Origin of the sequence: Streptococcus sp. 27098_8_113 (assembly GCF_041432545.1) — a bacterium.
Classification (GTDB): Bacteria; Bacillota; Bacilli; order Lactobacillales; family Streptococcaceae; genus Streptococcus.
In genome coordinates, this window is the sequence record NZ_JAPVZU010000002.1 from 65,257 (window position 1) to 92,134 (window position 26,878).

At 42.6% G+C, this 26,878-nt stretch carries 25 protein-coding genes; 19 read left to right on the plus strand and 6 right to left on the minus strand.

Annotated elements, in window-relative coordinates:
- Window positions 1-16 precede the first annotated feature (16 nt).
- Complete coding sequence (locus tag O3644_RS01660; protein ID WP_371594898.1) at window positions 17-1,759, plus strand: ABC transporter ATP-binding protein; 1,743 nt, start codon at window positions 17-19, stop codon at window positions 1,757-1,759.
- Window positions 1,749-3,485, plus strand: coding sequence for an ABC transporter ATP-binding protein (locus O3644_RS01665; protein ID WP_048765106.1), 1,737 nt, complete (start codon window positions 1,749-1,751; stop codon window positions 3,483-3,485). Before O3644_RS01660 ends, O3644_RS01665 begins: the two co-directional genes overlap by 11 nt.
- Window positions 3,486-3,560: 75 nt before the next feature.
- Here O3644_RS01665 and O3644_RS01670 read toward each other — a convergent pair whose 3' ends face one another.
- From O3644_RS01670 to O3644_RS01680, 3 genes are all read right to left on the minus strand, one after another.
- On the minus strand, window positions 3,561-5,087 hold the full coding sequence (locus O3644_RS01670) for an ATP-binding cassette domain-containing protein (RefSeq protein WP_048765103.1): 1,527 nt from the start codon (window positions 5,085-5,087) through the stop codon (window positions 3,561-3,563).
- 371 nt (window positions 5,088-5,458) lie between these two features.
- Window positions 5,459-6,199 (minus strand): amino acid ABC transporter ATP-binding protein, encoded by a 741-nt coding sequence (locus O3644_RS01675; RefSeq protein WP_005590533.1) that lies wholly within the window; start codon window positions 6,197-6,199, stop codon window positions 5,459-5,461.
- Window positions 6,199-8,373, minus strand: coding sequence for an ABC transporter substrate-binding protein/permease (locus O3644_RS01680; RefSeq protein ID WP_048765101.1), 2,175 nt, complete (start codon window positions 8,371-8,373; stop codon window positions 6,199-6,201). The genes O3644_RS01675 and O3644_RS01680 overlap by 1 nt, the downstream gene beginning before the upstream one ends.
- A 166-nt stretch (window positions 8,374-8,539) precedes the next feature.
- Here O3644_RS01680 and O3644_RS01685 point away from each other — a divergent pair, with 166 nt between their 5' ends.
- The 5 genes from O3644_RS01685 (at window position 8,540) to O3644_RS01705 (ending at window position 13,217) form a co-directional block, all read left to right on the plus strand.
- Window positions 8,540-9,466 carry a CPBP family intramembrane glutamic endopeptidase gene (locus O3644_RS01685; RefSeq protein ID WP_148877381.1) on the plus strand — a complete coding sequence of 309 codons (927 nt, stop codon included), beginning with the start codon at window positions 8,540-8,542 and terminating at the stop codon, window positions 9,464-9,466.
- A 159-nt stretch (window positions 9,467-9,625) separates the two neighbouring features.
- The gene (gene uvrB / locus O3644_RS01690) at window positions 9,626-11,614 is read left to right on the plus strand and encodes an excinuclease ABC subunit UvrB (protein WP_148877379.1); all 1,989 of its coding nucleotides are present in this window, start codon (window positions 9,626-9,628) and stop codon (window positions 11,612-11,614) included.
- Window positions 11,615-11,636: 22 nt separating this feature from the next.
- Window positions 11,637-12,134, plus strand: coding sequence for a GNAT family N-acetyltransferase (locus O3644_RS01695; RefSeq protein ID WP_148877376.1), 498 nt, complete (start codon window positions 11,637-11,639; stop codon window positions 12,132-12,134).
- A 35-nt stretch (window positions 12,135-12,169) separates the two neighbouring features.
- Window positions 12,170-12,715 (plus strand): DUF1697 domain-containing protein, encoded by a 546-nt coding sequence (locus O3644_RS01700; protein WP_371594899.1) that lies wholly within the window; start codon window positions 12,170-12,172, stop codon window positions 12,713-12,715.
- Window positions 12,705-13,217, plus strand: coding sequence for a hypothetical protein (locus O3644_RS01705; protein WP_371594900.1), 513 nt, complete (start codon window positions 12,705-12,707; stop codon window positions 13,215-13,217). The genes O3644_RS01700 and O3644_RS01705 overlap by 11 nt, the downstream gene beginning before the upstream one ends.
- A 17-nt stretch (window positions 13,218-13,234) precedes the next feature.
- On the opposite strand, the gene O3644_RS01710 is transcribed toward O3644_RS01705, so the two are convergent.
- The gene (locus tag O3644_RS01710) at window positions 13,235-14,011 is read right to left on the minus strand and encodes an XRE family transcriptional regulator (protein WP_048765085.1); all 777 of its coding nucleotides are present in this window, start codon (window positions 14,009-14,011) and stop codon (window positions 13,235-13,237) included.
- Between the two features lie 90 nt (window positions 14,012-14,101).
- Entirely contained in the window at window positions 14,102-14,944 is an 843-nt protein-coding gene (locus O3644_RS01715; protein ID WP_371594901.1) for a DegV family protein, read from the minus strand.
- 126 nt (window positions 14,945-15,070) lie between these two features.
- On the opposite strand from O3644_RS01715, the gene O3644_RS01720 reads away from it, so the two are divergent.
- From O3644_RS01720 to O3644_RS01750, 7 genes are all read left to right on the plus strand, one after another.
- Complete coding sequence (locus O3644_RS01720; RefSeq protein ID WP_015605159.1) at window positions 15,071-15,643, plus strand: TetR/AcrR family transcriptional regulator; 573 nt, start codon at window positions 15,071-15,073, stop codon at window positions 15,641-15,643.
- A gap of 183 nt (window positions 15,644-15,826) precedes the next feature.
- Window positions 15,827-16,168, plus strand: coding sequence for a LytTR family DNA-binding domain-containing protein (locus O3644_RS01725; RefSeq protein WP_314481973.1), 342 nt, complete (start codon window positions 15,827-15,829; stop codon window positions 16,166-16,168).
- 1 nt (window position 16,169) lies between these two features.
- A complete protein-coding gene (locus O3644_RS01730; protein ID WP_371594902.1) occupies window positions 16,170-16,901 on the plus strand; it encodes a response regulator transcription factor in 732 nt (243 codons plus the stop codon).
- 32 nt (window positions 16,902-16,933) lie between these two features.
- Window positions 16,934-18,271, plus strand: coding sequence for a sensor histidine kinase (locus O3644_RS01735; protein ID WP_371594903.1), 1,338 nt, complete (start codon window positions 16,934-16,936; stop codon window positions 18,269-18,271).
- A gap of 1,091 nt (window positions 18,272-19,362) precedes the next feature.
- A complete protein-coding gene (locus O3644_RS01740) occupies window positions 19,363-20,226 on the plus strand; it encodes an ABC transporter ATP-binding protein (RefSeq protein WP_148877353.1) in 864 nt (287 codons plus the stop codon).
- Window positions 20,223-21,383, plus strand: coding sequence for an ABC transporter permease subunit (locus tag O3644_RS01745; protein ID WP_371594904.1), 1,161 nt, complete (start codon window positions 20,223-20,225; stop codon window positions 21,381-21,383). Before O3644_RS01740 ends, O3644_RS01745 begins: the two co-directional genes overlap by 4 nt.
- A 347-nt stretch (window positions 21,384-21,730) precedes the next feature.
- Window positions 21,731-22,129: a hypothetical protein gene (locus O3644_RS01750; protein ID WP_268731062.1), complete on the plus strand. Its 399-nt coding sequence runs from the start codon at window positions 21,731-21,733 to the stop codon at window positions 22,127-22,129.
- A 244-nt stretch (window positions 22,130-22,373) separates the two neighbouring features.
- On the opposite strand, the gene O3644_RS01755 is transcribed toward O3644_RS01750, so the two are convergent.
- Entirely contained in the window at window positions 22,374-22,544 is a 171-nt protein-coding gene (locus O3644_RS01755) for a DUF3042 family protein (RefSeq protein WP_005590510.1), read from the minus strand.
- A gap of 82 nt (window positions 22,545-22,626) precedes the next feature.
- Here O3644_RS01755 and miaA point away from each other — a divergent pair, with 82 nt between their 5' ends.
- Genes miaA through O3644_RS01780 form a run of 5 tightly spaced genes read left to right on the plus strand, consistent with a single transcriptional unit; the run spans window position 22,627 to window position 26,868 of the window.
- The gene (gene miaA / locus O3644_RS01760) at window positions 22,627-23,511 is read left to right on the plus strand and encodes a tRNA (adenosine(37)-N6)-dimethylallyltransferase MiaA (RefSeq protein ID WP_371594905.1); all 885 of its coding nucleotides are present in this window, start codon (window positions 22,627-22,629) and stop codon (window positions 23,509-23,511) included.
- 31 nt (window positions 23,512-23,542) lie between these two features.
- On the plus strand, window positions 23,543-24,781 hold the full coding sequence (gene hflX / locus O3644_RS01765) for a GTPase HflX (protein WP_371594906.1): 1,239 nt from the start codon (window positions 23,543-23,545) through the stop codon (window positions 24,779-24,781).
- A complete protein-coding gene (locus O3644_RS01770) occupies window positions 24,774-25,397 on the plus strand; it encodes a cystathionine beta-lyase (protein ID WP_371594907.1) in 624 nt (207 codons plus the stop codon). Before hflX ends, O3644_RS01770 begins: the two co-directional genes overlap by 8 nt.
- A 10-nt stretch (window positions 25,398-25,407) precedes the next feature.
- Entirely contained in the window at window positions 25,408-26,337 is a 930-nt protein-coding gene (gene rnz, locus O3644_RS01775; protein ID WP_048763262.1) for a ribonuclease Z, read from the plus strand.
- Between the two features lie 39 nt (window positions 26,338-26,376).
- Window positions 26,377-26,868 (plus strand): hypothetical protein, encoded by a 492-nt coding sequence (locus O3644_RS01780; RefSeq protein WP_048763260.1) that lies wholly within the window; start codon window positions 26,377-26,379, stop codon window positions 26,866-26,868.
- Window positions 26,869-26,878 lie beyond the last annotated feature (10 nt).

Genomic DNA, 26,878 nt, shown 5'->3' on the forward strand with positions numbered 1-26,878 from the left:
TGGAGAAGTAGGCAGTATGAAAGATTTATTGAAATATTTCAAGGGCTATATCAGGGAGTCTTTGCTGGGACCCTTGTTCAAGCTCTTGGAGGCCAGTTTTGAACTCTTGGTTCCGATTTTGATTGCGGGAATTGTGGACGAGACCATTCCACGAAAGGACAGCTCCCATCTCTACTGGATGGTTTTTCTTTTGATGGGCTTGGCTGCGCTGGGCGTGGTGGTAGCAGTGGTAGCCCAGTATTATTCGTCAAAGGCGGCAGTGGGCTTTACTCGTCAGATGACAAGCGACCTCTATCAAAAAATCCTGCGTTTGCCTAAGGCTAGTCGGGATGAGCTGACGACTTCTAGCTTGGTGACTCGGCTGACGAGCGACACCTATCAGATCCAGACGGGCATCAATCAATTTCTTCGTCTCTTTCTGCGGGCGCCTATCATCGTTTTTGGCTCTATCATTATGGCCTTTACTATCAGTCCAGCCATTACCTTGTGGTTCTTGCTCATGGTGGCAATTTTAACGGCTATTATCGTCCTCATGTCTCGTCTGATGAATCCTCTCTATGCCAAAATTCGCCAGCTGACAGACCAACTGGTCAATCTGACTCGTGAGCAGCTGCAGGGTATGCGGGTTATAAGAGCTTTCGGTCAGACCCAGCGTGAGGTTCAGACCTTTCGCAATCGCAACGAGCTCTATAAAACCTGGCAAATCAGGACGGGAGCTCTGGCTAGTCTGATTAGTCCTCTGACCTTTCTCACAGTCAATGGTACTCTGATTGCTGTGATTTGGCAGGGGAATGCTTTTATTGGCAAGGGCTTGCTGACTCAGGGGATGCTAGTGGCCTTGGTTAATTATTTATTGCAGATTTTGGTGGAATTGCTCAAGCTGGCGATGCTGGTCAACTCACTCAATCAAAGCTATATCAGTGCAGGCCGCATCAATCAAGTATTCGAGCAAGCAGAAGAAGATGTCCTGCAGGAATTAGTGCAGGAAACAGCTTTGCCAAATCAAGCCATTAAAGTCCAGCAGGTCAGCTTTTCTTATCCAAATGCAGCTAGTCCAGCCTTGACTGGCCTGACTTTTGATTTGAAAAGAGGTCAGACTTTGGGAGTTATTGGCGGGACAGGTTCAGGTAAGTCTACTCTGGTTCAGCTGCTGGCCCATCTCTATCCAGTGGCTGCTGGTCAGTTAACCATCTTTTCCCAAGGACGCAGTCCCAAAAATCTGAGCGAATGGCGGTCCTGGGTCAGTCTGGTGCCTCAAAAGGCGGAGCTTTTCCAAGGAACTGTTCGCTCCAATCTGACCTTGGGCATGTCAAGCAAGCCAACAGATGCAGACTTGTGGCAGGCTTTAGAGATTGCTCAGGCAGCGGACTTTGTCTCTCAGAAGGAAGGTGGCTTGGATGCGACTGTAGAGGCCTTTGGTCGGAATTTTTCTGGCGGTCAGCGTCAGCGTTTAACCATTGCCAGAGCTGTCTTGCGGAAATCACCTTTCTTGGTTTTAGATGATGCGACCTCTGCTCTGGACTATCTGACAGAGGCTAGACTCTTGCAGGCTATTAAGAATGAATTGACAGAGACCAGTCTAGTTTTGATCTCTCAGCGGACCAATAGCTTGCGCTCAGCGGATCAAATTTTAGTCCTAGATAAGGGAGAACAGGTAGCTCTTGGTCGCCATGAAGAACTCTTAGTCAGCTCCGCCATTTACCGAGAAATTCATCACTCACAGCATAGTCAAGGAGAGGAGGGAAAACATGAAGCATAAGACATCACCTAGCAGCTTGAGGCGTTTGACTCGAGATTTGCTGCAGGCGCGCTGGCTCTTTCTTCTAGCTAGTCTGGGAACGGTGGCTCAAGTGGCTCTGACCGTTCTTCTTCCAGTTCTAATCGGAAATGCGGTTGATAGTGTTCTTCTTCCTCATGCAGAGCAGCATTTGATGCCGATTTTGGGACAGATGCTGTTGGTCATCTTAGCCAATACGCTGATTCAGTGGCTCAATCCCTTGCTCTATAATCAGCTGGTCTATTGCTATAGCCAGCAGCTCCGACAGGGTGTTATCAAGAAAGTTCATTATTTGCCTTTGGCCTATCTGGATCGGCAGGGAACTGGCGACTTGGTTAGTCGGGTGACGACCGATTTGGAGCAGCTCAGCAATGGCCTACTTATGGTTTTCAATCAATTTTTTGTAGGTTTGCTGACAATTTTAGTGACCATCATTAGTATGGCCAGATTGGACTTTTTCCTCCTGCTTTTGGTCTTGCTTTTGACGCCCCTTTCTCTTTTCTTAGCGCGCTTTATAGCCAAAAAGAGTTTTAGCTTTTTCCAATGTCAGACGCAGGCCAGAGGAGCGCAGACCCAGCTGATTGAGGAAAGTCTGACCCAGGAAAGTCTGATCCAGGCTTTTAATGCTCAGGAGCAGTTTGATACAGCTTTTACTCGCAGCAACCAAACCTATGCAGACTATTCTCAGGCGGCTATTTTCTATTCTTCGACGGTTAATCCTTCGACTCGTTTTATCAATGCCCTGATTTATGCTTTGATTGTAGGCTTTGGGGCTGTCCGAATCATTCAGGGAACAGGTTTTACGGTTGGGCAGCTGGTAACTTTTCTCAACTACGTCAACCAGTACACCAAGCCTTTCAATGATATATCGTCTGTCATGTCGGAATTACAGAGCGCTTTAGCTTGTGCGGAGCGGATTTACAGCATTTTAGATCAAGAAGAAATAGCGGAATCTGGTCAGGAAATCCTCCAGTCGGAAGATGTCAGAGGACAGATTAGCTTTGAGCATGTGGCTTTTGGTTATGAGCCTGGCAAAGAGCTGATTCAGGATTTGAATATAAGGATTCCAGCAGCTAGCAAGGTCGCTATTGTCGGGCCAACTGGTGCGGGCAAGTCAACCCTGATCAATCTTCTTATGCGCTTTTACAATGTTGATAGTGGTCTTATTTCGCTAGACGATGTTCCCATCTCGCATTACACCAGAGCCTCTTATCGTCAGCAGTTTGGTATGGTACTGCAAGAGACTTGGCTCAAGACGGCAACCATTCATGATAACATAGCTTTTGGCCGGCCAGATGCCAGCCGAGAAGAGGTCATTGAAGCTGCCAAGGCGGCTAATGCGCATTTCTTTATCCAGCAGCTGCCTCAGGGCTATGACACCTACCTAGCGGATGCTGGGGACTCCCTGTCTCAAGGTCAGCGGCAGCTCTTGACCATTGCGCGTGTCTTCCTTTCGGTTCCTAAAATCCTAATCTTGGATGAGGCGACTTCCTCCATTGATACCCGGACAGAAGTCTTGATTCAGGAGGCTTTCAGCAAGCTCATGGTGGGACGAACTAGCTTTATCATCGCTCATCGCCTGTCCACTATTCAAAATGCTGACATCATCCTCGTCATGGTAGATGGTGATATCGTCGAACATGGTAATCATCAGGAGCTCATGGATGCCAGAGGTGTTTATTATCAAATGCAGACGGCGCAGGAGTAGAAGGGGAGCTTTGTTAAAGCTCACAGATTGATGCTAAATAAAACGAAAAGAGTTGAAATTTCCAACTCTTTTTACTTATAGTGCAACTTCCTCCAACCCTGTTTCTGTCAGTCTATAAATCTTCTGGCAGACTTCTTTGAGAAAGATACGGTCGTGGGAGACAGCGATAATGGCGCCAGGATAGGTTGCCAAAAGCTGGCGAACCTGAGGCTGAGAAGTGGGAGAGAAGTTGCGGGTTGGCTCGTCCAGCAGGAGGACGTTGGGGCGGTCTAGGACTAGTTTGAGCAGGAGGAGCTTGGCTTTTTGACCGCCGGAAAGCTGGCCAATCGGATGACGAGCCTCGTCGCGCGTGAACTGGAGACTGGCTAGATGAGTCAGGATTTTCTCTTCCTGAGCCTTGTCACCAGATGGAGCCAGAAAGTCCAAGGGACTGCTCTCATCATTCAGCAAGTCTCCATAATGCTGGGGCATGTAGCCGACCCGCATGTCTGTCCGATCGCGCAGAATCTTCCATATTTCCTTAAGCAGAGTAGACTTTCCTGCACCATTAGCACCAACCAGTCCGATTTTTTCCTGGCCGCAGACCTCCAGAGTCAGCTTCTCCGCCAACTGTCGTCCGTCTGCTTCTAGTTTCATTCCTTCTAATTTTAGGATTCTTTTGGTCAATGGCAGAGCTTCTATGTCTGAGAAATAAAGGCTGATAGCATCTTCCTGTGTCGGAATTTCTGTCATTTCAGCACCTGCCTTTTCAAATCGTTTGCCCTGTGAGAGGACGTTTTTCATCTTCTTGGCTAGTAGGCGGCCTTGGACATCATTTTTGGTATTTCTCAAGGCATTCTCAACATTTTGCTTAACTTGTCGGTGTTTTTCCATGGTCTTAGCATGTTCTTCCCGTTCTTTCCGTGCCAGTTGACCTTGTTTTTCAAAGGCCTCCTGACGCTGATGTCGGTAATTTTCATAGTCCAGACTCTTGACGCTGGTTCTGGCCTCCTGTTTCTTTTTGATTCGCTCCAGATGAACAATCTTGGTCGCAGCTTGAGCGAGAAAGTGCTCGTCGTGAGAGACGAAAAGGACCGTTCTCTGGCTGTGGCTGATAAAGTTTTCCAGCCAAGTCAAAGTTTCTAGATCAAGGTCATTAGAGGGCTCGTCAAGAAAGAGAATGTCCCAATCACTGGCTAGTTTCTTGATGAGCTGGACCTTGAGTTTTTCTCCTCCAGATAGGCTAGAGAGCTGCTGCTGACTGGCAAAGCGCTGGCTGTCAAAGTTGAGCTCCCCAGCATAGCGGTAGAGCTTAGCATAGTCCAGCTCTGTCTCAAAATCAGCAAAGAAATAGTCATTGAGCGTCAGTTGGGCATCCTCTGAAGGTAGCTGCTGGGGTAAGTAGACAGCAGCAGTATAGGACTTATCAATCTGTCCACTGTAGCTGACATAGGAGCTGACCAGTCGCTCGTCTAGCAGGAGCTTGAGCAGGGTGGACTTGCCATTGCCCTCCTCACCGATAATAGCGACCTTGTCTCCTTGATTGACAGTCAGTGATAAATCTTTGACTAACTCTTTCAGGTCTTTTAGGTGGGTGATTGTTAGATTTCTTATTTGAAGCATAGATGTCTCCTTCGTTTTATAACACAAAATACAGCCCTGCTTTATTTAGCAGAGCTGTTTTTTAGTTGCACAAAGCAGACACAGGAGTGTCAAAGTGGGATTATTCGTCTGTAGGCTTCCAGATGGAACTGCCATAGGAGTGACAGGATTAATCTAAAGATAAGACATAGAAGCTTGAAAGCACAAAAAAACGAAAGTCCCGCGGATATGCAGAAACATGACAAAATCTACTAAATAAAGTTTCCTTTAAAAAATAGACTTAATTTTTCATGTCTCCGTGTACCTCCGAAATCATTCTACCCTTAGTCTAGCAAAAAGGGCAATATAAGTCAACAAAAATCCTGAAAGATTTCTTTCAGGATTCGTCATGTTTATACATTGAGCACCTTGTCCAAGAAGTCCTTGAGACGTGGATGCTGAGGGTTATCGAAGATTTGGTCTGGTTTACCGTCTTCTAGGAATTCACCGTCAGCAGTGAAGATGACGCGATTAGCAACCTGACGAGCAAAGCCCATTTCGTGAGTCACGATCAGCATGGTCATGCCCTGCTGAGCCAGATCCTTCATAACGTTGAGAACGTCACCAACCATTTCAGGGTCGAGAGCAGAAGTTGGCTCGTCAAAGAGCATGATATCTGGGTTCATAGCCAATCCTCGAGCGATGGCCACCCGTTGTTTTTGACCTCCTGACAGGCTGTCTGGTTTGGCATCAGCCTTGTCTGCCAGCCCAACCTTTTCCAAGAGCTCCATACCAAGTTTGTCTGCATCAGCTTGGCTCATTCGCTTATGCTCGACAGGAGCGAAGGTGATATTTTGCAGGACAGTCATGTGTGGGAAGAGGTTGAAGTGCTGGAAGACCATTCCGATATCTTCACGAACATGGTCCACATTGGTAGCTTTGTCTGTCAAATCATAACCGTTGACAGTAATCGTTCCGCTAGTTACTTCTTCAAGCAGGTTCAGGCTGCGTAGGAAAGTTGATTTACCTGATCCAGAAGGACCGATGATACAGACAACATCTCCCTCGTAGAACTTAGCACTAATCCCTTTCAGGACTTCATTCTCTCCATAGTATTTGTGTAAATCATTAACATCAATTTTTAATTTAGCCATTAGTGAATCCTCTTTTCTAAGCGTTTCGCCAATCTTGTTAAGAGTGTGATGATGACCAAGTAAAGCACTGCTAGGATAGCATACATCTTGAAGCTCTGATAGTTACGGGCAATGATGATTTTACCTGTTTGGAAGAGCTCAACAAGTCCGATAGCTGATACGATAGTTGTATCCTTTAGAGCGATGACGAACTGGTTGACAAAGTTTGGTAGCATGATCTTTGTTGCTTGAGGCAGGATAATCTTGCGCATGGTCTTTCCATACGAGATCCCCAGACTTCGGCTAGCTTCCATCTGTCCGACCGGAACGGCTTGAATCCCTCCGCGAACAATCTCAGCGATATATGCACCAGCATTGAGTGACAGAGCAATTGTTCCTGCAACGAAGTCGTTGATTGGACTTTGCTGACCAGTCATAGATTCAATGAGGTTTGGAATTCCCCAAAAGATGAAGGCAGCCAGAATCATAAGTGGAATACCACGAATAACGTCAACAAAAATTTCTGAAATGATGCGAAGCGCTTTGATAGGGCTGACGCTGAACATTCCAAAGATAATCCCGATCACCATGGCAATCGCAAAGGAGATCAGTGCTAAAGCAATGGTAATTCCAAGTCCGCTTAACAGTTGTTTGTAGTTGTTTTGGAGAAGTCCCCAGATAGTTGTTTCATCAACGGTTGTGGAATTATCCTTCTCAGCTGAGAGATATTTATCAAGGATTTCTTGATATTTACCATTCGCTTTTAGATTAGCCAAACCATTATTGAACATCTCGATGAGTTCAGGGTTAGTGCCTGCTTTTACTGCAAAAGCAAGATCACCACTAGGGGTTCCCTCGATTGGCGTTTTCATTTTCTTGCCTTGATTGATGGCATATTTGACAACGGGCTCATCATCCATAATAGCAGCGACAGAGCCAGAGTTCAGACTATCATACATAGAAGAACCGTCTGAAAAAGTTTTGATTTTGTAACCGTATTTGCTTTGATTTTCGACGAGGAAGGTTTGAGAGGCCGTACCGTTCTTGACTCCGACGGTCTTTCCTTTCAAGTCTTCATAGGAGCTAATAGTGCTTGACTCTGTCACCGCAAGGATAGAGTTAGCAGTGTAGTATGGTTCAGAGAAATTAAAGGTTTCTTTGCGGGCCTCTGTCACAGACATTCCAGCAATCATCCCGTCAGCCTGTCCAGATTGAACGGCATTGATGGCAGCGTCAAAACCAGGGTTAGAGATTTCCAGTGTAAAACCTTGGTCTTCGGCAATGGCTTTGATCAAGTCCATGTCAATACCAGTATATTGGTTGCTATCATTTTGGAAAACGAAAGGAGCAAAGGACGAGTCACTGGCAATCGTATATTTAGCTTTGACTGGAGTGGCTTTTTGTCCAGACTTGGTTGTCGTCTCTGGTACGGCTGAGTTGGTTGAAGTGCCAGAAGCGGCAGTCCACTTGGTGATGATGTCCTTCAAGGTGCCATCTTTTTTCATCTGCGCCAGAGCTTCGTTAAACTCAGTCACTAGATATTCGTATTTGCTGCCTTTTTTGACACCAAATGCGAAGCTACCAACGGCCTCACCCTTCATTGAGATTTTCAAATCTTGTCCTTGACTGATTGCGTACTCGATAACAGGTTGGTCATCCATAGCTGCGTCAACCGCTCCAGCTGCTAGGCTGTTATACATAAGGTCGCCTGTATCAAATGTTTTGATAGTAAAGCCGTATTTGTCTTTGATTTTTTCAAGGAAGCGTTGTGCGGCTGTACCATTTTTGACTCCGACAGTCTTTCCTTTGAGCTGATCGTAAGATTTTACTGTATTAGCCTTGGTCGTTGCGATGACAACTTTTGTGTCATAATATGTATCAGACATGGTAAAGACTTTTTCGCGTTCAGCAGTCTTGGTCATACCTGCCATAATGGCATCGGCCTGTCCTGCTTGAACGGCATTGACAGCAGCGTCAAAGCCAGGGAAGGACATTTCATATACCCAGCCTTTGATTTCAGCAACTTTATTGATAATATCTACATCAATCCCTTTATAGGTTTGATCGGAATCTTTAAATTCAAATGGGGCATAAGCCGTGTCAGATACGATTTTGATGGTATCTGCGTGAGTTGTTGTCCCTAGTGCAAGGATAGGGAATAACGCTAGCAGAAAAGCTATGATTTTTTTCTTCATATTTTCTCTCCTTTAGTTGAATATTTTTTGATTATATCAGAAAAATTTAAGAAAGGCAAATATTTTCTGTTTTGATGTTATATTTTCTGACATAACGATAAATGTTGCCTCTTATACTATTATGATAAAATTTGTTATAATAAATAAATGATGAAAGGAGATTTCTATGTTTAAATCACGCATGTTAGATAATGTGAAGCTGTCGCGCTACATTCCTCCTATTTGGTTAGCAGTTCTGATCTCCATTGGCTTTATCCACGTAGGAGAAATCTTTGCAGGGATCATCATTGGAACTGTGCTTGCCATGGTAAATCCGATAGATGACAGGGCTACACTTATGGAAGTGTTCGGGCATTATTATATCTTTTTTCAGCTAGGTAGTTTTTTCTTTATGGCCTTACTTGTTTTTCTGTGGGTCAAGTTTCGAGAAAAGAGAGCTTTCTCCAGCCTGGGTTTCTTTAAGGAAGGATGGCTGAAAGAACTGGGCAGAGGCTTCCTGATTGGAGCCGTTCAGTTTTCACTGGTTGTTGTCTTGCTCTTGGTAACGGGGACAGGCGGTCTGAAATTTGGTCAGGTGAATTTGCAGTCTTTGATTTTTGTCCTAGCTATCATTCCTTTCTGGATTCTCCAAGGTGGGACAGAAGAGCTAGTGACGCGTGGTTGGCTCTTTCCAGCAGTTAGCGCTAAGTCAAATATCTTCATTGGTATCTTGATTTCTAGTGCTCTATTCGGGGCTCTGCACCTCTTTAACCCTGGTGTGACCGTTCTTTCTATTGTCAATATCATACTAAACGGTATCTTTGCTTGTTTCCTTATGCTCAAGTATGACAATATGTGGGTACTGGCTGGTATGCACGGCGCTTGGAATTTTGTGCAAGGAAATATCTATGGTATTCAGGTCAGTGGCCAAGGAGCATCTACCTCAATCTTGAACTATAGCTCACAATCTTCTGTGGATTTGCTGTCCGGCGGAGCCTTTGGAGCTGAAGGATCTATCTTTGCCACTATCGTTCTGATTGGCTGTACTGCCTATCTTTACTGGTCGCTCAAAAAAGAAAATCGCTTGCCTCAGGCATTGATGTTTAAGAAATAAAGACATCGCTCAGCTTAGCTGGGCGATTTTTGATGCGAATGAATGATCAGAATGCAAGACTAGCCGTTCTTAGAGATGTAGCTACTAAATCAGAGCCAAAGACAGAGAAAATGAAGCAAATATGGTAAAATGATAGAAGCACAATTTGAGGAATAAAAGATGATTAACAGAATTACAGATAATAAATTTGAATTGGTTTCCAAGTATGAGCCTTCAGGAGATCAGCCCCAGGCTATCGAGCAGCTGGTGGATAATATAGAGGGGGGCGAGAAAGCCCAGATTCTCATGGGAGCGACTGGTACTGGTAAGACCTATACCATGAGTCAGGTTATCGCTCAGGTCAACAAGCCAACTCTGGTTATTGCCCATAATAAAACACTGGCTGGCCAGCTTTATGGTGAGTTCAAGGAGTTCTTCCCCAATAACGCAGTAGAATACTTCGTTTCCTACTATGATTACTACCAACCAGAGGCTTATGTGCCTTCCAGCGATACTTATATCGAAAAAGATAGCTCGGTCAATGACGAGATTGATAAGCTTCGTCACTCAGCGACATCGGCTCTCTTGGAGCGCAATGACGTAATTGTCGTGGCTTCGGTCTCGTGTATCTATGGTCTGGGATCGCCTAAGGAATACTCCGATAGTGTGGTTAGCCTGCGTCCTGGACTAGAGATTTCCCGCGATAAGTTGCTCAATGATCTGGTAGATATCCAGTTTGAGCGCAATGATATTGATTTTCAGCGTGGGAAATTCCGCGTTCGTGGTGATGTGGTGGAGATTTTCCCAGCTTCTCGTGATGAGCATGCCTTTCGGGTGGAGTTTTTCGGAGATGAGATTGACCGGATTCGTGAGGTTGAAGCCTTGACAGGTCGAGTCTTGGGCGAGGTGGACCATTTGGCCGTCTTCCCAGCCACTCACTTCGTGACCAATGAAGACCACATGGAAGTAGCCATTGCCAAAATTCAGGCTGAGCTGGAGGAGCAGCTTGCTACCTTTGAGAAGGAAGGCAAACTGCTGGAAGCTCAGCGCTTGAAGCAACGTACGGAGTATGATATCGAAATGCTGCGCGAGATGGGCTATACAAATGGCGTTGAGAACTATTCCCGCCATATGGATGGTCGGAGCGAAGGAGAGCCGCCTTATACCCTTCTGGACTTTTTCCCTGATGATTTCTTGATTATGATTGATGAGAGTCACATGACCATGGGACAGATTCGAGGCATGTATAATGGTGACCGCTCTCGTAAGGAGATGCTGGTTAATTATGGCTTCCGCCTGCCATCTGCCTTGGACAACCGCCCGTTGCGTCGGGAGGAGTTTGAAAGCCATGTTCACCAGATTGTCTATGTATCGGCTACGCCGGGCGACTATGAGAAAGAGCAGACGGATACGGTTATTGAGCAGATTATCCGGCCGACAGGGCTTCTGGATCCAGAAGTGGAAGTCCGTCCAACCATGGGGCAGATTGATGATCTTTTGGGTGAAATCAATGCCCGTGTTGAAAAGAATGAGCGGACCTTTATCACAACCCTGACCAAGAAGATGGCGGAAGACTTGACGGACTACTTCAAGGAAATGGGTGTCAAGGTCAAATACATGCACTCAGATATCAAGACCTTGGAACGGACCGAGATTATCCGAGATTTGCGCTTGGGTGTCTTTGACGTTTTGGTCGGGATTAATCTATTACGCGAGGGAATTGACGTACCTGAGGTTAGTCTGGTAGCAATTCTTGATGCAGACAAGGAAGGTTTCCTCCGCAACGAACGTGGCCTTATCCAGACTATTGGACGGGCAGCCCGAAACAGTGAGGGGCATGTGATTATGTATGCCGACACTATGACCCAGTCCATGCAGCGAGCTATCGATGAAACTGCCCGCCGTCGGGCAATCCAGATGGCTTATAATGAAAAACACGGCATTGTACCTCAGACTATCAAGAAAGAAATCCGCGATCTAATCAGTGTGACCAAGGCTGCCCTGCCAGACAAGGAAGAAACAGTCGAAATCGAAAGCCTCAATAAGCAAGAGCGCAAGGAGATGATTAAGAAACTAGAAGGACAGATGCAAGAAGCTGCCGGACTCCTCGACTTCGAACTAGCCGCGCAGATTCGCGATATGATTCTGGAAATAAAGGCGATGGATTGAGGGATATCAAGGAGAAAAACAAATGGTCATCACTATCAAAACAATGGAAACAGCTGAGGAGATAGAAGGGAAATCCAGAGTTCATTGGCAGACATGGCGAGAAGCTTATGATGAGATTTTGCCTGCGGAATTTCAAGAGCAAATGACCTTGGATAAGTGCCGATTTTATAGTCAAAAGTATCCTGAAAATACCTTGATCGCCTTGGATGATGCTAAAGTGGTCGGTTTTGTTAGCTACGGTGATTTTCGAGATCCAGCTACGATAGCGGGTGAAATTATCGCTTTGTATGTCTTAAAAGATTATTATGGCAAGGGTGTAGGACATCAGCTCATGCAGGCTGCATTTGCCGCCTTGGATAGTTATCCAGAGATTTTACTATGGGTGTTAGAAGATAACAAACGTGCCATCGCTTTCTATGGAAAAATGGGTTTTGTTTTTGACGGCGAGGAAAAGATCATTGACCTGGGAAAAGCCGTGAGAGAAAAAAGGATGATTTATATCAGAAACTCGAACAGTTAGCTTGAAAACAATAGATATATTTGTAAGGAGCACATATGCGTTATGCACTTTTACTCCGCGGCATCAATGTCGGCGGGAAAAACAAGGTCGTTATGGCTGATTTGAAGAAAGATTTGGCTGGGTTGGATTTTGAAAATCCAGTTTCCTACATCAACAGCGGAAATCTTTTCTTTGATAGCGAGGAGCAGGAGGAGAGGATTCGGGAGATCTTGTCGGCTTATTTCAGTCAGTCTTACAATTTTCCTTTGCCTTTTGTCCTTGTCAGCTCTGCCATGCTTCAAAAAGAAATAGCCAATCTTCCTACTTGGTGGCAGGATGAAACTGCCTTTCGGCGCGATGTTCTCTTTTATCTGCCAGAGGTAGACAGGGAGAGTGTTCAAGAGCTGGCAGGCAGTTGGGCGAATGACAAGGAGCAGCTGCATTTTGGGCAGACGGCTTTCTTTTATAGCAATGCTGACCAAGCGGACTATCTCAAATCTAATTACCATAATAAACTGCTCAAGTCTAGTTTTTATAAGCAACTGACTATCCGAAACGGTAAGACTTTCCAGAAGATTGTGGAGTTGGTGAATGAGAAGTAAAACCAAAAAGAAATATAAAAACAAAAACAAAAGAAAAGTAAAAGTTCAGGGGAACAAATTTATCCTTTGGTTGGAAAAACATTGGATAGTAGAAGCTCTTTTAGGTCATATATTCTTTATAATGGTTGGTCTTGGCGTGGGATATTTAACATTTGGTAATGAGAGTATTCCTGCTCCGCTTCGTGAGTTTAGTTATATTAGCCCCTTGTATTTAAATTTGTTTCTTTTGATTACTTTCCCACTCTATTCTCGGTTTGGAAGTCTGAGAGGAGAGGGGTGCAACTCGCTGGAAGATATTTCAGAATTTTTTCTCTATCTAAATGGCTCGATTTTTCTTTTTCATTGTTTTGTAGGGATTAGATTGAAACACGGACAAGGTTTTTTGCCACCTTTAATCAGTTTGGATCATCGCTATGTCTGGTTTCCAATTGCTACTTATCTTACTTTCTTTCTGATAGCAGTAGTCATCACGATTGCAAGCAAAAGAAGCAAGAAAAAATAGAAAAGCCGCTTTATGTACTAAAGTGGCTTTTGTGCTTGTTCTGATAAATCTAAGGGCATAAAAGCAGCCATGACACGGCCGATGACCTTGGGTTCTTCTTGATGCGGGATAAATTTGTCGCTGTATTTTTTATTGAGAGAGATGAGGCGAATGCCAGTTGGATCGTTGAAAACTCTTTTCAAAATGGTTTGTCCGTCGTAATCAATGGCATAGATAGCGCCAGCAAATTCAAAATGTGTATTCTTGATGAGTGCCACAGAACCTTGCGGATACTTGGGTTCCAGCGAATCTGTCCGAATCCAGAGGGCAATATCATAGTCAAGCTCTTTGTCTAACCAGACGATGTCAGCTTGTTCGGGCTTATTCAAGAAAGTCTGGAAGCTTTCATAGACCTTGTAAGGAAAATAGTCATCTTTTAATCTTTCCTCAGTCGTTTGATTTTCCAGCTCTTTTTTGGCAAAGTCTGTCACAGCTTGCTTGCGGCTCTGGTCTAGAGATTGGAAAATATCCGTGAACTCTAGCGAAAATGGTGTAGGGCTATGAACAGATAAATAGCGAGGATCCAGCTCTTGGACATCCATATCAAAGAAGTCTGCAATTTTTTGCATATTTTCGAGGACAGGCAGGGAATTTCCTTTGATATAGCCAGTAAGAGTGCTGGCTGGGATTCCTGTTCCTCGGGAAAGTTCAATTTGTTTGATTTGCTTTTGCTTCAATAAAGTTTTGATTTTTTTAGAAATGAGCCGCATTGCCTCCTTATCCTGGGGGCTAGCGACACCGCGTCCTCTGGCCATGATATTCACTCCTTTTCTTTCTTCTATTTTAACGAATTAAATCGAAAAAGTAAAGAGCTGAATACGGATATTCAGCTCAAAAGGAGAGGATTAAATTTCGTAGCCCATCAAGAGGCCGCCTTCTTCTGCGTAAAAGCTGCAAAGTCCAGAAGTTGGTAGGAATGAAATATCGGCAGCTGGGAATTTTTCCTTGATAACTTCCGAAAATTGCTGGCAAAATTTCTCATTATTGCGGTGAGCAATGATAATGCGGCCGCCCTTATATCCAGCTTTCAGAACCTCATCAACAGCAGCAGTCAGAGCCTTTTTAGCCCCTCTAGCTTTTTGGAGAAGCTCCAGAGTACCAGTATCGCTGGCTTCGCCCACCATGCGAATATTGAGGAGGCCGACAACCGCACCGATTAGCTTACTGAGACGCCCATTTTTGACCAGATTATCTACCTTAGCCAGTACAAAGAGAAGCTTTGTGTTTTTTTGGTAGTGGGAGATGGCTTCCACTACTTGCTCGAAAGAAAGTCCTTCTTTGATGAGGTCGTTTAATTTTTTGACGATCAGATCGACCTCGCCACCAGCCGAAAGGCTATCAATGACATGGATATTTGCTGTTGGTTTTTCTTCTAAGAAGAGCTTTTTGGCTAGCTGGGCGCTATTGTGGCTACCAGAAAGAGAGCCTGTAATCGTCACTACAAAAATATTTTCAGCCCCTTCAAAGCTTCTGAGGTAGTCATCAGGGCTTGGGCAGGCTGATTTTGAAGCACTTGAAGTAGCGTACATTTTTTCCATCATGCTATCAATATCAAGTTGCGCATTATCCACAAAAATCTCATGATCAATCTGAATGGTCAGCGGCACACTCTCAAAAGTTGTCTGGTTGGCCAGATCTGTAATCTCACGGTAGTCACAGCCAGAATCGGCAACAATTTTCCAAGTCATTCATTTTCTCCTGCTCTATCAGTTCTCTACATTGACAAAAAACATGTCTTTTCTTACAATTATAACATGAAGATGCTTTGATATAAAGCCTTAATTCTCAGCTGATACAGGAAGAAAGAAATTGTTATGGCGGAAAAGAAAATATCAGAAAAATCCCTCGCAAATTTAAAAACTTATAATCAAGAATCTAATCGAATTACAAAGGAATCCTTGGAAATTTCTCTGATGCAACTGCTAGAGAAAAAAGATTTGAAAAAGATTACCATCTCTGAATTAGTCGAGCGAGCTGGGGTTTCGCGCGCAGCCTTTTATCGTAACTATAGCTCTAAAGAAGAAATTCTAGAGGGGATTTTCAAAAATACGGTTCAGGGAATTGTCGACAAGCTGGAGCAGTTTAATTTCAAGACAGAAATGTACCAGATTTGGCTTTTTCTTTTTAAGGAAGCCAAGAAGGAAGCGCGTGTCATTAGTCTGGCTATTGACTATAATTTTGAAAAGTTGCTGACGCAGGCGGTTTTTGATTTCCTTGAAAAACGCAGCAAAGGTGGGAAGAAGACAGCCAATTCCTATATGAATTCATTCTGGAGTTCTGCGGTTGTTTCGGTGCTTTCCAAATGGATCAAAGAAGGCATGAAGGTGCCAGCTGAAAAGATTGCTGCTTTGGGCATGCCTCTTTTCCCACAGAAAAAGAAAAAATAAGAGTTCGTACAACTGTTTGGCACCAATATATCAGACTGAAATAATAGATCGTAAAAACTTACCTAACAAGTAAGTTTTTACTTAGTGCTTCTGAGACCATTTAAGACTTCTCAGCTACCATTTAGGATTTGGGAGTCATTTGCGATGCGACTTGTGCTATGCTAGAGCAACGGAGGTAGACAAATGGCTACTATTATAATCAAAGATGGCAGCACTCTTCGAAAGCTGGATCTTTCGACAATTTACTATATCCAGTCCCATCCTCAAAAGCCACACGTCGTTCTCATCGTGACTGGACAAGACAACTACAGCCTTAGGGCTTCTCTGACTGAGTTGGCTAAGCTCTATCCTGATGCGCTGGTTCACTGTAATCGTCAAACACTGGTCAATTTAGCCAAGGTCCAAGGGTTTGACAGGGAGCGTAAAAGCTTGTTTTTTGAGCAGTCTGACTTAGGAGATATTGTCTGCTCAAGGCGTCATTTATCCAGTCTCATCAAGCGCTGGTCTCAGGAAGGAAGAAAATAAGATGAAAATTTTTGTATTAGAAGACGATATTAAGCAACAAGCCTATATGGAGTCAACCATTAAGGGAATTTTGGAAAAGAACGGCTGGGAATGCCAGTTTTTAGAAATCTACGGCAAGCCGGACATGCTAATTGATGCAGTAAGGGAACGGGGGAGTCATCAGATTTTCTTTTTGGATATTGAGATTAAGCAAGAGACGCAGAAGGGACTCGAGGTGGCAGGAAAGATTCGCAAGTTGGATCCCTATGCTCTAATTGTATTTGTGACGACTCACTCAGAATTTATGCCCTTGACTTTTCGTTATCAGGTATCAGCTTTTGACTTTATTGACAAAGGCTTGCCTGAGGAGGATTTTATCAAGCAGATTGAGCAGGATCTGGCCTATCTTTACGAGAGAAAGGACAGCTTTCAAGCTGAGGAAACTTTTCTCTTTGAAAATTCCAAGTCGGATTTTCAGGTGCCTTTTAATGAAATCTATTATTTTGAGACATCAGAAGTGCCTCATAGACTAGTTCTCTATACCAAGAAAGAGCGCATCGAATTTTACGGACAACTTTCTGAGATTACAAAGCAGGACAAGCGACTCTATCGCTGCCATCGCTCTTATGTGGTCAATCCAGCGAATATCTCTCAGCTGGATAAGATAGAAAACATAGCCTATTTCCCGAATGGCGCTAGTTGCTATGTATCACGCCTCAAGATGAAAGGATTGCGGACAGCTTTAAGGCAGTAGGGAAGTACTAAGATAGAAGTGGGAGAGGAATTATGGTTATAGGATTAGAAATAGTTTTAGATCTTATTCAAATTTTAATATTATTTGTTATGTATTCACGTATTAGTGGTAATAGTTTAAGCCGATATCAATATATTCTGGCGATTATAGTTTATTATGTTTCTGGCTTTATAATAGTATTTTTCTTTTATAGCTCTATTCTTTCTTTAGTGTCTTATTTATTTATGCCTCTTTTCTTTTTGATTTTTAGCTTAGTAATAAGTAAAAATGTATCAAAATATTTATCGATATTTTATGGTCTTTTCCCAGTTGTTCTCTGGAATCTACTGCATCGCTCTATAACTTTTTTTATCCTACCTGGCTTAGGTTTTTCGAATATTCAGCAAATTAGCCATAATAAAACTCTATTAACTATCTCAGCACTGACTGCAAGTATTCTCTCATTTGTAATTCCTATTGTGCTCCAATATAATTTTGAAATATTGAATAAACAGCAGAACCCTAGAGAAAATAGAAAAATAATAATCTTTTTGAATATTTCCATGTTAATTTATTATTTACTAGTTCAAATTTTTTCTTATTTGGAAGTGATGTATAGAATAGACGCTTTATTATATAGAGAGTTGGTCGTAGTTATTTACATCATTATTTTCCTTATCTCGCTTAATATCCTAGACCGTAATTTGCGAGAGCGAATTCAACAGCAGTTAAGTGAACAAAGAGAGTTACAATTGAGAAATATGTCCGATTACAGTCAGCATATTGAAGAACTTTATAATGAGTTGCGAAGTTTCCGGCATGATTACATTAATATTTTAAGGAGTCTGAAGTTAGGAATTGATACGCATGATTTACCAGCCATTGAGCAGATTTATAACCAAGTTATAAAAGACTCAGGTCAAGCACTCAACCAATCTAAGTATGATTTAGGTCGCCTGTCCAATATCCACAATGATGCCCTCAAGAGCGTCTTGTCAGCAAAATTTCTAGAAGCTCAGAGCAAGGGAATAGAAATTGGCTTGGAAGTTCCTCAAGAAATCAAACCTCAAGGAATGGAGTTGCTTGATTTTATCACGATTGTTTCCATACTGGCTGATAATGCTATAGAAGCAGCAGTGGAGACTAGTCATCCAGTAGTTTCTTTTGCCTTTTTAGAGCAGGAAGGTAGACAGATTTTTATTGTTGAGAATACAATAAAAGAGTTTTCTATCCATTCCGATAATATTTTTAAAAAGGGTTTTAGCACTAAAGGAGAAAATAGAGGGCTTGGTCTCTCCAATGTTCAAAATATTATCAGCCACTATCCCAATGTTTCTCTGAGAACCACTAGTCATAATCACTCTTTCAGACAGGAGTTAGAGATAAAATGAATCTATTAGATTGCGAATGATTAGATTTGCCACTTGATTTAACTCAATGAGAGTAACAACAACTGTTTATGAGTAAAAAAAGACAATTTAAGATTTTTTATGCCACACCTGTTTAAAAGTGCTATAATTAATATAGTGTTTAAGAATACGAAGGCACTAAGAGAAATGACTTGTTTAGAGACAAATATAACTTAAATTCAAACTGTTGTCTGGTTTTTTGTTATTTAATTGTTAGGAGTGACAAGAAATGAAGAAATTATATAGCAATACATATCTAATGCGATTTTTAACTGCCCAGCTTCCTAGTCTGGCTTTATTCATTATGATTTTAAGCAACCAGGTTTTTAAAGCATCGCTTCTAGTCCAGATTTGTTTTTATTTGATACTTGTGAGCAATCTTGTGTTGAATCTTTATTTTATGAACCAAATAAAAAAAGAAAGTAGTTCCGACATCTTATCAAACCAAATTTTCTTTACTATTTTGACTTTGGCTCTGTTTATATTTAGTTCTTACAGACTGATAACGATTAGTGATGACTTTCAAAAATTAATTGCTCTGATATCCACTATTTTATTATTTATCTTACTTATCCTACTTATTTGGGGAATAAAATATGCCAAGGTAGCTAGTAGAAAACATAAAACAAATTAAATTTGCTAAAATTGAGCGGTATATCGCTATACTCTCTCTGTCTTACTTTTTCATGATGTTTTCTAAGAATATTTCTTATAGCATTTTTTCAAGAAGACGATACGGAATATCCTGCTGGTCAATTCTTTCTTATACTCTTTGTAATTTAAATTTTATTATTTTAGTAAAAACAGCATTTGCTTCTAGCAAGTGCTGTGTTTTTTTCTTCAAATGACCATTTAGGATGAAATGCAGACTGTTTATGATTTTCGGCTTGTTATTTGGAGAAAGTGCGCTATAATCTAAGCAGGTTAAGATTGACTTTGCAAATGGTTGAAGTCTATTAAAAAAAACTTTTAATCAAAAATTTATGTTATAATAACAGTATAATAATGTTTGTGATTTTTGGAAAAAGGTGATTTGCTATCTCTAATGGCACTTTTTGGAATGGAGGGCATCTATGAAGTTAGAAATGATAGGCATTAGCAAGAGCTATGGCTCTAAGTCTGTTCTTAAAGATATTTCCTGTGAATTTACTGAGGGAGTTTATGGTTTGCTTGGGGCAAATGGTACAGGTAAGACGACCTTGATGAATATCATTTGTGATCTCATAAAGCCGAGCCAAGGAAGGATAAAGTTTGACGGCGCCTCGCATGTAGAAGAGTATATCCAGTATCTCGGATTCTTGCCTCAAGATTTTTCTTATTATCATAACTTTACTGGGCTCGATTTCCTTTTATATATGGCCGCTCTTAAGGGAATGACAAAGAAACAAGCCAGAGTAGAGAGTGATAAGTTTTTGAAGCTTACTGGTTTATATGATGTTCGGAAAAAGAAGATTGCTTCCTATTCGGGTGGTATGAAGCAAAGACTCGGTATTGCGCAGGCACTTCTCAACAATCCCAAAATATTGATTTTAGATGAGCCGACTGTGGGACTGGATCCCAAGGAAAGGGTGAAATTCAGAAATATTATCAGTGAGCTATCGGCTAATAAAATCATCCTCTTATCTACTCATATCGTATCGGACGTAGAAGCGATAGCCAAGGAAATCCTAATCTTAAAAGATGGAAATTTTGTGGAAAGAGGTAGTGCTAAGGAACTTCTTTCACTTATCGAGGGGCAAGTTTGGGAATTTCGTGTTTCCGAACGTGAGTGGCAGCGTTTTGCAAAGGATTATGTAATTGTGAATGAGCGGATAGAACCAGGCGGTATCGTCTTGCGGGTTATTAGCGATGATAGTCCTTTCGAAGGGGCGCAACGGATAGTGCCAAGTCTGGAAGATTTGTATATTTATTACTTTAGAGAGGAGGTAAATGTATGATAGCATTAGTTCCTTTTGAATTGAAAAAATTATTAAAAAAGAAGTCAGTTTTAGGTGCAGTACTGGCTATTATGTTGGTTTTAGCTGGATTGTTTTATGCAAATTTTTTTAATGATGGACAGATTAGCGGATCTTCAGCTGATCGAATACATGGAAGACAAGCAGTTGTGATCAAACAAAAGATTGCTGAAGAGCATACGGGTTATTTATCTGATGAGTTAATGGATAAAATCGTTAATGACTATGCAGCCAATATGCCCTATTTAAAACAGAATGAATTGTATGATATGTTTTCCTGGTATGCCATTGATCGCCTCGTCTCAAATTCTCAAGAAATTTTAACTGATACCTATAAATCTGACGATGTCTTACATTATGACCAGATTAGTCTCAAGTCACAAGAAGAGCTGCAGTCCTATTTTCCTTTAAAAACCTTAAAGCTGGGAAATTTTGCTCCTTGGCATAAGTTGTTTAATACCTTAAATGCTGCTTTTAGTTTAATGGTGGTATTTGTGATCTATATTTGCTGCTCTGTTTTCTCAGGTGATCGAGCAAGAAAGATGGATTCATTACTTTTGACAACTAAATATGGTCGCAACCAGTTGACGATTGCAAAAATTGTATCTGTTTTTGGAATTGCTACTTTAACATTTGTCCTTGTTAATAGCCTTGTTTTGCTGGTGTTTGGGACCTACTTCGGTTGGAGTGGTTGGGATACCAGCGTCCAGATGAACTTGGAATGGATTTCGACCATTTATAATATTTTGCAATTTCCTGTCCATATGAATCTCTTAGAATTGTTGATTCGCCTTATTCTATTCCAGTTTGTTGGTTTACTCTTTATTCTTGGAGTGATGGTTCTCATATCTAGTTTGACAAAGTCGCCTCTAGCAACATTTGCAAGTTCTGTGGGAATGTTCTTGGCTCCAGACTTTATGATGAATATTTTCAGAGATGGTTTGATAAATAAGATACTAACTATTTTTTCAATTTCAACCGATGGAACGGAAGGAATCTTATTGAAACTTTCCAATAGCAAAGGATTTTTCTTCAATGATTTTACCGCAAATAGTGTCAGCGTGATCATGATCCGGCTCTCTCTCATGCTCCTCTGCTGTCTGATGACTTATCGGATTATCCGAAAAAGAGGGCTTTAAACTAACTGTTGTCTATTTTAGAAAAGCAGTTCCGCTTTTCTGATAGAATATACAAGGAAAAAAGAGGTCACTAATATGGAAAAAAATTATTTTTTAAAATTTCTCTGCTTATATCTTTTGTGCTAACGGCAGGAGGTCTATTATTAACACTCTGTAATTATTTATTTTTTAATTATCCGTTTTTAAACCAAACTACGGTAGGCCTAATTGCCTCGTTTTTAATGGTTTTGCTTATATTTTTTAGTTCTCATCATAGAAATAAGGATTGATTTTTTGATTACTTGAGAATAAAAAGAAAAAAGTGCTAAAGACATTCTTTGAATTTATCCTTTAAAGGAGTTGATTTTATGGCTAATACTAGGCGAGCAGTAGTTGCTACGAGCTTAGGTTTCATCTTATTGTTAGCAGTGGGCATTCTACTGCAGATTCGCTTTGGGAGCATGGTCTTTTTGCTAAGTCTATTCTGTTATGCGGAAGCCTTTATCATTTGGTACGCGAAAAGTAAGTCTAAGTCGCAGATCAGTGGCAGTCGGAGTATTGAACTCTTTTGTCTCTATATCAAGCAGTTGAAAATCTTTTATGTCACAATTTTGTGTCTTTCTATTCCTTTCGTTTCCCTGTCTTCTGACCCCACTTATGATTTGTTTTTTGTGCTTGGCTTGTTAGTATTTTCGCTCTTAAGCAATTATATCTTTAGCTCTCATGGCATTCAGCCATCTAAGAAAGAGAGAAATGTAAAAGATTAATTGTTTTAGCTGTGGCAGCTATTCAGCTTGCTGTTTTCTACAAAAGAAAAGAGGCTGGGACAAAAGTCCTAGCCTCTCAATTGTCTTTGGAATGTCGAGCAAGATGCAGTGGTTGAGTGGGCTCTACTAGGCTGATTTCATCAGCTTTTACAGCCCTACTCAACTGTGCGGAGGTGGGACGACGAAATCGAATTCTAACGAATTACCGATTTCTGTCCCACTCTCTTTTGTAAAATGTGCAGGCTTAGTGTGCTACACGCTTGCGAGCGGCTTTCTTACGGTTTTCTTCGATGAAAGCTGCTTTTTGTTCCTCAGGTTCGATGACTTTTTTCTTAAAGGCATAGACTGCACCAGCAAGAGCAGCGACAGTACCTGCTACACCTGTAAGAACGCCTTTTCCAAATCCTTTAGCCATGTGATTTCTCCTTTTCTGAACTTTTATTATTTATGTTATAATTAATAGTAACGAAAAATTAAAATTTTTTCAAGGAAAAAAGATGAAAACCAAAATAATTGTGATAGTGGGGCCGACAGCAGTTGGGAAAACGGCTCTGAGTATCGAGGTAGCCAAGCGCTTCAATGGCCAAATCATCAGCGGTGACAGCCAGCAGGTCTATCGTGGCTTGGATATTGGCACGGCTAAGATTCGTCCTGAGGAACAGGAGGGCATTCCCCACCATCTGCTGGATGTGCGAGAGGTCGGTGAGAGCTATTCGGCCTATGATTTTGTGACTGAAGCGGCTCAGGCCATTCGTGAGATTGAGTCTCAAGGTCAGCTTCCCATCATTTGCGGTGGTACGGGGCTCTATATCCAGAGCTTGCTTGAGGGCTACCATCTGGGCGGGACCGTCCCTCACGAGGAGATTCTGGCCTATCGGGCGCAGCTGGATACTTGGTCGGATGAGGATTTGTTTGGGAAAATAGCAGAGCTGGGTATCGAGATTCCACAGATAAATCGACGCAGAGCTATGAGGGCGCTGGAGATTGCTCAGTTAGGCGGTCAACTAGAAAATAATCAACCAGACTATGAAGCCCTGCTGATTTGCCTAGATGATGAGCGAGAGCGACTTTATGAGCGAATCAATCAGCGAGTAGATTTGATGGTGGAAGACGGACTTTTAGAAGAAGCCCGCTGGCTGTATGAGCAGGCTCCAACCTGTCAAGCTAGCAAGGGAATCGGCTACAAGGAACTTTTCCCCTACTTTGAAGGTCAGATAAGCCTAGAGGAAGCGGTGGACAAGCTCAAGCAGAATACCCGCCGTTTCGCCAAGCGCCAGCTGACTTGGTTTCGCAATCGAATGTCTGTGACCTTTTATCAGGTGGGAAATCCAGACTACAAAGAGCAGGTTATGGAAGACATCAAGAATTTTTTGGACAAATAACTGGCTCACCAAGTCTTAGTAAGGATATGAAATGATAGAAACAGAGAAAAAAACAGAGCGTGTCTTTTTGGTCGGTGTGGAACTAGCAGACACGGAGAATTTTGACCTATCCATGGAGGAGTTGCATAGTCTGGCTAAGACGGCAGGGGCAGAGGTAGTCGGCTCTTACAGCCAGAAGCGAGAAAAGTATGACAGCAAGACCTTTGTCGGTTCTGGAAAGTTAGAAGAAATCCGGCAGATGGTTGATGCCGAAGAGATTTCGACCGTCATTGTCAATAACCGTCTGACACCTCGCCAAAATGTCAATCTGGAAGAAAGCTTGGGCGTCAAGGTCATTGACCGTATGCAGCTGATTTTGGATATTTTTGCCATGAGGGCTAGGAGTCATGAGGGCAAGCTGCAGGTGCATCTGGCCCAGCTCAAGTACCTGCTGCCTCGCTTGGTTGGCCAGGGCATTATGCTCAGCCGTCAGGCAGGTGGCATTGGCTCTCGTGGTCCTGGTGAAAGCCAGTTGGAGCTCAATCGACGTAGTGTCCGCAATCAGATTCATGATATTGAGCGTCAGCTCAAAGCAGTGGAGAAAAATCGGGCAACCGTTCGTGAAAAGCGGCTAGAGTCCAGCATTTTCAAAATCGGCCTCATCGGCTATACCAATGCTGGAAAATCTACAATCATGAACTGCTTGACCAGTAAGAGCCAGTACGAGGCTGACGAACTCTTTGCGACGCTAGACGCCACGACTAAGAACATCAATCTCAGTGGTCAGCTCAATGTCACTCTGACGGACACAGTTGGCTTCATTCAGGATTTGCCGACAGAGCTGGTATCTAGCTTTAAGTCCACACTGGAAGAGAGTAAAAATGTCGATTTGCTGGTCCATGTTATTGACGCCAGCGACCCTCATCATGAGGAGCATGAAAAAACTGTCCTCGACATCATGAAAGAGCTGGACATGCTGGATATTCCTCGGCTGACTCTCTATAACAAAGCAGACAAGGCGGAGGATTTCACCCCGACCCTGACTCCTTATTCTTTGATTTCGGCTAAGGCGGACAATAGCAGAGCTCTTTTGCAGCAAGTCCTACTGGAGCGGATGAAAGAACTCTTTTTGCCTTTTACCATCAAGGTAGCGCCTGCTAAAGCATACAAGATTCATGATTTAGAGAAAGTCGCGATTATCGGGAATCGAGAATACATAGACGATATCGAAGCTATTTCAGGCTGGATTGCCGAAAAAAATAAATGGAAACTGGAAGAATTTTATGACTGATTTTATTGACTTGGCCCTCAAATACGGCGGTTTTACAAGCCTAGACAGGGTCTACTTAGAGCAAATATTGGCTGGCTTGACAGGGGAGCAGAAGCGTAGCTTTATCACACCGCCGCCCAGCGTCATCAATGCTTACTTTGCTGAGCTTTATCAAAAGAAAAGTCCAGAAGCCGCGACAGCCTATTTTCTAGAAATTACCCAAGCGCTGGACTTGTGGAATCCTGAGCCTAGCTTTGTCGAAAGTAAACCTTTTGTCCGCCTCAATCTTTCTGGCAAGTCCTACGGGTTTTGCTATGAGAACGAGGAAGTTGGCTTGGTCTTCCCTGAAAAGCCAGAGCCAGTAACAGCTGATCTGCTCTTTGAAATCGCCCAAGTCTTCCCACAGTACTTGGTTTTTGAAGAAGCTGGGAGAATAAAAATTGTACCTCTCAAAGATGAATCTCAAGTCGTGGACAGTCAGGCGCTGACTGCTTTGACTGATTGGCAGCAGCTAGCGGATGGCTGCCAGAGAGTTCTTGGCTATAATCAAGATGAAGTCAGTCAGCTAGCCCAGTCCTATGCTGGCAGGAAATACTATCACTCGCAGAATCGATCTGCCATGATTTATATCATTTAGAAAGAAAAACATGCAATTACAATTTTTAGGAACTGGAGCTGGTCAGCCGTCCAAGGCCCGCAATGTGTCTAGTCTTGTCCTTAAGCTTTTGGAAGAAATCAATGAAGTCTGGATGTTTGATTGCGGCGAAGGTACCCAGAATCAAATTTTGGAAACGACCATCAAACCTCGTAAAATTTCAAAGATTTTCATCACGCACCTGCACGGCGACCACATTTTCGGCTTGCCGGGTTTTCTCTCTAGCCGAGCTTTTCAGGCCAATGAAGAGCAGACGGATTTGGAAATTTATGGACCAGTCGGTATCAAAAGCTTTGTGATGACAAGCTTGCGCGTGTCTGGTTCTCGCCTGCCATATCGGATTGATTTTCATGAGTTTGATGAAAACAGTCTGGGCAAGATTTTGGAGACGGACAAGTTTACTGTTTATGCGGATAAGCTGGATCACACGATTTTCTGTGTGGGTTATCGGGTGATGCAGAAAGATTTGGAAGGAACGCTGGATGCGGACAAGCTGCGCGAGGCGGGCGTTCCTTTTGGTCCTCTCTTTGGAAAAGTCAAGAATGGTCAGGATATCGTCCTAGAAGATGGGACCAAAATCATCGCAGCCGATTACATCTCAGCTCCTCGCCCAGGTAAGACCATTACCATTTTGGGTGACACCAGAAAGACCGATTCAAGTGTTCGCTTGGCTGTGGCAGCGGATGTGCTGGTTCATGAAGCGACCTATGGCAAGGGAGATGAAAAGATGGCTCGTAAGCATGGTCACTCTACCAATATGCAAGCTGCCGAAGTGGCTAAGGAAGCTGGTGTCAAACGCCTGCTGCTCAATCATGTTAGCGCGCGTTTCTTATCGAAAGACATTAGCCAAATGCGTCGTGATGCCAGTGCTATCTTTGAAAATGTCCATGTAGTCAAGGACCTGGAAGAAGTTGAGTTATAAGTTTCCAATTTAGGACAGTTTCGTTAAGAGGGAAATAAGATGGCAGTTGAAAATCGTTTATTCGATAAAGCTGATTGGTATTTTGAGGATGCATTAACCAATTATCTTTACAGCTACCAATTACAAAATGAAGAATTGACACAAGATGATTACCGAGAGGTTCATCGTTGGGCTGCGAATCATATTGGCTTCTTCGTGACTTGGCTCATCCAGCATGATGCAAAGGAAATGATGACTCCTGATGAAGAAACATCACTCCAAAGTGTCAAAGACGAGCAAACTTTGGGTGTGGATTATGTTCTAGACTGGTGTGACGGAAAATTAGGAACAATGGATGTCAAAAAGAACTTTCAGGCTTTTGTGAACAATTATTATGAACATCAGTACATGAAGGATTATTCCGAATTTGTAGTCAATGACTTGTACGACCTACCTTTGGAATTTTTAGGTAGCTGGGAGGATTATCATCTTTTTGCTCCTGTCATTGATCAAGCTTATGCTGAATATTTAGCTGGAAAAAGATTTCATTAAATTAACAACA

What these genes read in the sequence shown, in the direction of transcription:
- O3644_RS01660 (WP_371594898.1), top strand. Translation starts at nt 17, where the DNA reads ATGAAAGATTTATTGAAATATTTCAAGGGCTATATCAGGGAGTCTTTG.
- O3644_RS01665 (WP_048765106.1), top strand. Translation starts at nt 1,749, where the DNA reads ATGAAGCATAAGACATCACCTAGCAGCTTGAGGCGTTTGACTCGAGAT.
- O3644_RS01670 (WP_048765103.1), bottom strand. Translation starts at nt 5,087, where the DNA reads ATGCTTCAAATAAGAAATCTAACAATCACCCACCTAAAAGACCTGAAA.
- O3644_RS01675 (WP_005590533.1), bottom strand. Translation starts at nt 6,199, where the DNA reads ATGGCTAAATTAAAAATTGATGTTAATGATTTACACAAATACTATGGA.
- O3644_RS01680 (WP_048765101.1), bottom strand. Translation starts at nt 8,373, where the DNA reads ATGAAGAAAAAAATCATAGCTTTTCTGCTAGCGTTATTCCCTATCCTT.
- O3644_RS01685 (WP_148877381.1), top strand. Translation starts at nt 8,540, where the DNA reads ATGTTTAAATCACGCATGTTAGATAATGTGAAGCTGTCGCGCTACATT.
- uvrB (WP_148877379.1), top strand. Translation starts at nt 9,626, where the DNA reads ATGATTAACAGAATTACAGATAATAAATTTGAATTGGTTTCCAAGTAT.
- O3644_RS01695 (WP_148877376.1), top strand. Translation starts at nt 11,637, where the DNA reads ATGGTCATCACTATCAAAACAATGGAAACAGCTGAGGAGATAGAAGGG.
- O3644_RS01700 (WP_371594899.1), top strand. Translation starts at nt 12,170, where the DNA reads ATGCGTTATGCACTTTTACTCCGCGGCATCAATGTCGGCGGGAAAAAC.
- O3644_RS01705 (WP_371594900.1), top strand. Translation starts at nt 12,705, where the DNA reads ATGAGAAGTAAAACCAAAAAGAAATATAAAAACAAAAACAAAAGAAAA.
- O3644_RS01710 (WP_048765085.1), bottom strand. Translation starts at nt 14,011, where the DNA reads ATGGCCAGAGGACGCGGTGTCGCTAGCCCCCAGGATAAGGAGGCAATG.
- O3644_RS01715 (WP_371594901.1), bottom strand. Translation starts at nt 14,944, where the DNA reads ATGACTTGGAAAATTGTTGCCGATTCTGGCTGTGACTACCGTGAGATT.
- O3644_RS01720 (WP_015605159.1), top strand. Translation starts at nt 15,071, where the DNA reads ATGGCGGAAAAGAAAATATCAGAAAAATCCCTCGCAAATTTAAAAACT.
- O3644_RS01725 (WP_314481973.1), top strand. Translation starts at nt 15,827, where the DNA reads ATGGCTACTATTATAATCAAAGATGGCAGCACTCTTCGAAAGCTGGAT.
- O3644_RS01730 (WP_371594902.1), top strand. Translation starts at nt 16,170, where the DNA reads ATGAAAATTTTTGTATTAGAAGACGATATTAAGCAACAAGCCTATATG.
- O3644_RS01735 (WP_371594903.1), top strand. Translation starts at nt 16,934, where the DNA reads ATGGTTATAGGATTAGAAATAGTTTTAGATCTTATTCAAATTTTAATA.
- O3644_RS01740 (WP_148877353.1), top strand. Translation starts at nt 19,363, where the DNA reads ATGAAGTTAGAAATGATAGGCATTAGCAAGAGCTATGGCTCTAAGTCT.
- O3644_RS01745 (WP_371594904.1), top strand. Translation starts at nt 20,223, where the DNA reads ATGATAGCATTAGTTCCTTTTGAATTGAAAAAATTATTAAAAAAGAAG.
- O3644_RS01750 (WP_268731062.1), top strand. Translation starts at nt 21,731, where the DNA reads ATGGCTAATACTAGGCGAGCAGTAGTTGCTACGAGCTTAGGTTTCATC.
- O3644_RS01755 (WP_005590510.1), bottom strand. Translation starts at nt 22,544, where the DNA reads ATGGCTAAAGGATTTGGAAAAGGCGTTCTTACAGGTGTAGCAGGTACT.
- miaA (WP_371594905.1), top strand. Translation starts at nt 22,627, where the DNA reads ATGAAAACCAAAATAATTGTGATAGTGGGGCCGACAGCAGTTGGGAAA.
- hflX (WP_371594906.1), top strand. Translation starts at nt 23,543, where the DNA reads ATGATAGAAACAGAGAAAAAAACAGAGCGTGTCTTTTTGGTCGGTGTG.
- O3644_RS01770 (WP_371594907.1), top strand. Translation starts at nt 24,774, where the DNA reads ATGACTGATTTTATTGACTTGGCCCTCAAATACGGCGGTTTTACAAGC.
- rnz (WP_048763262.1), top strand. Translation starts at nt 25,408, where the DNA reads ATGCAATTACAATTTTTAGGAACTGGAGCTGGTCAGCCGTCCAAGGCC.
- O3644_RS01780 (WP_048763260.1), top strand. Translation starts at nt 26,377, where the DNA reads ATGGCAGTTGAAAATCGTTTATTCGATAAAGCTGATTGGTATTTTGAG.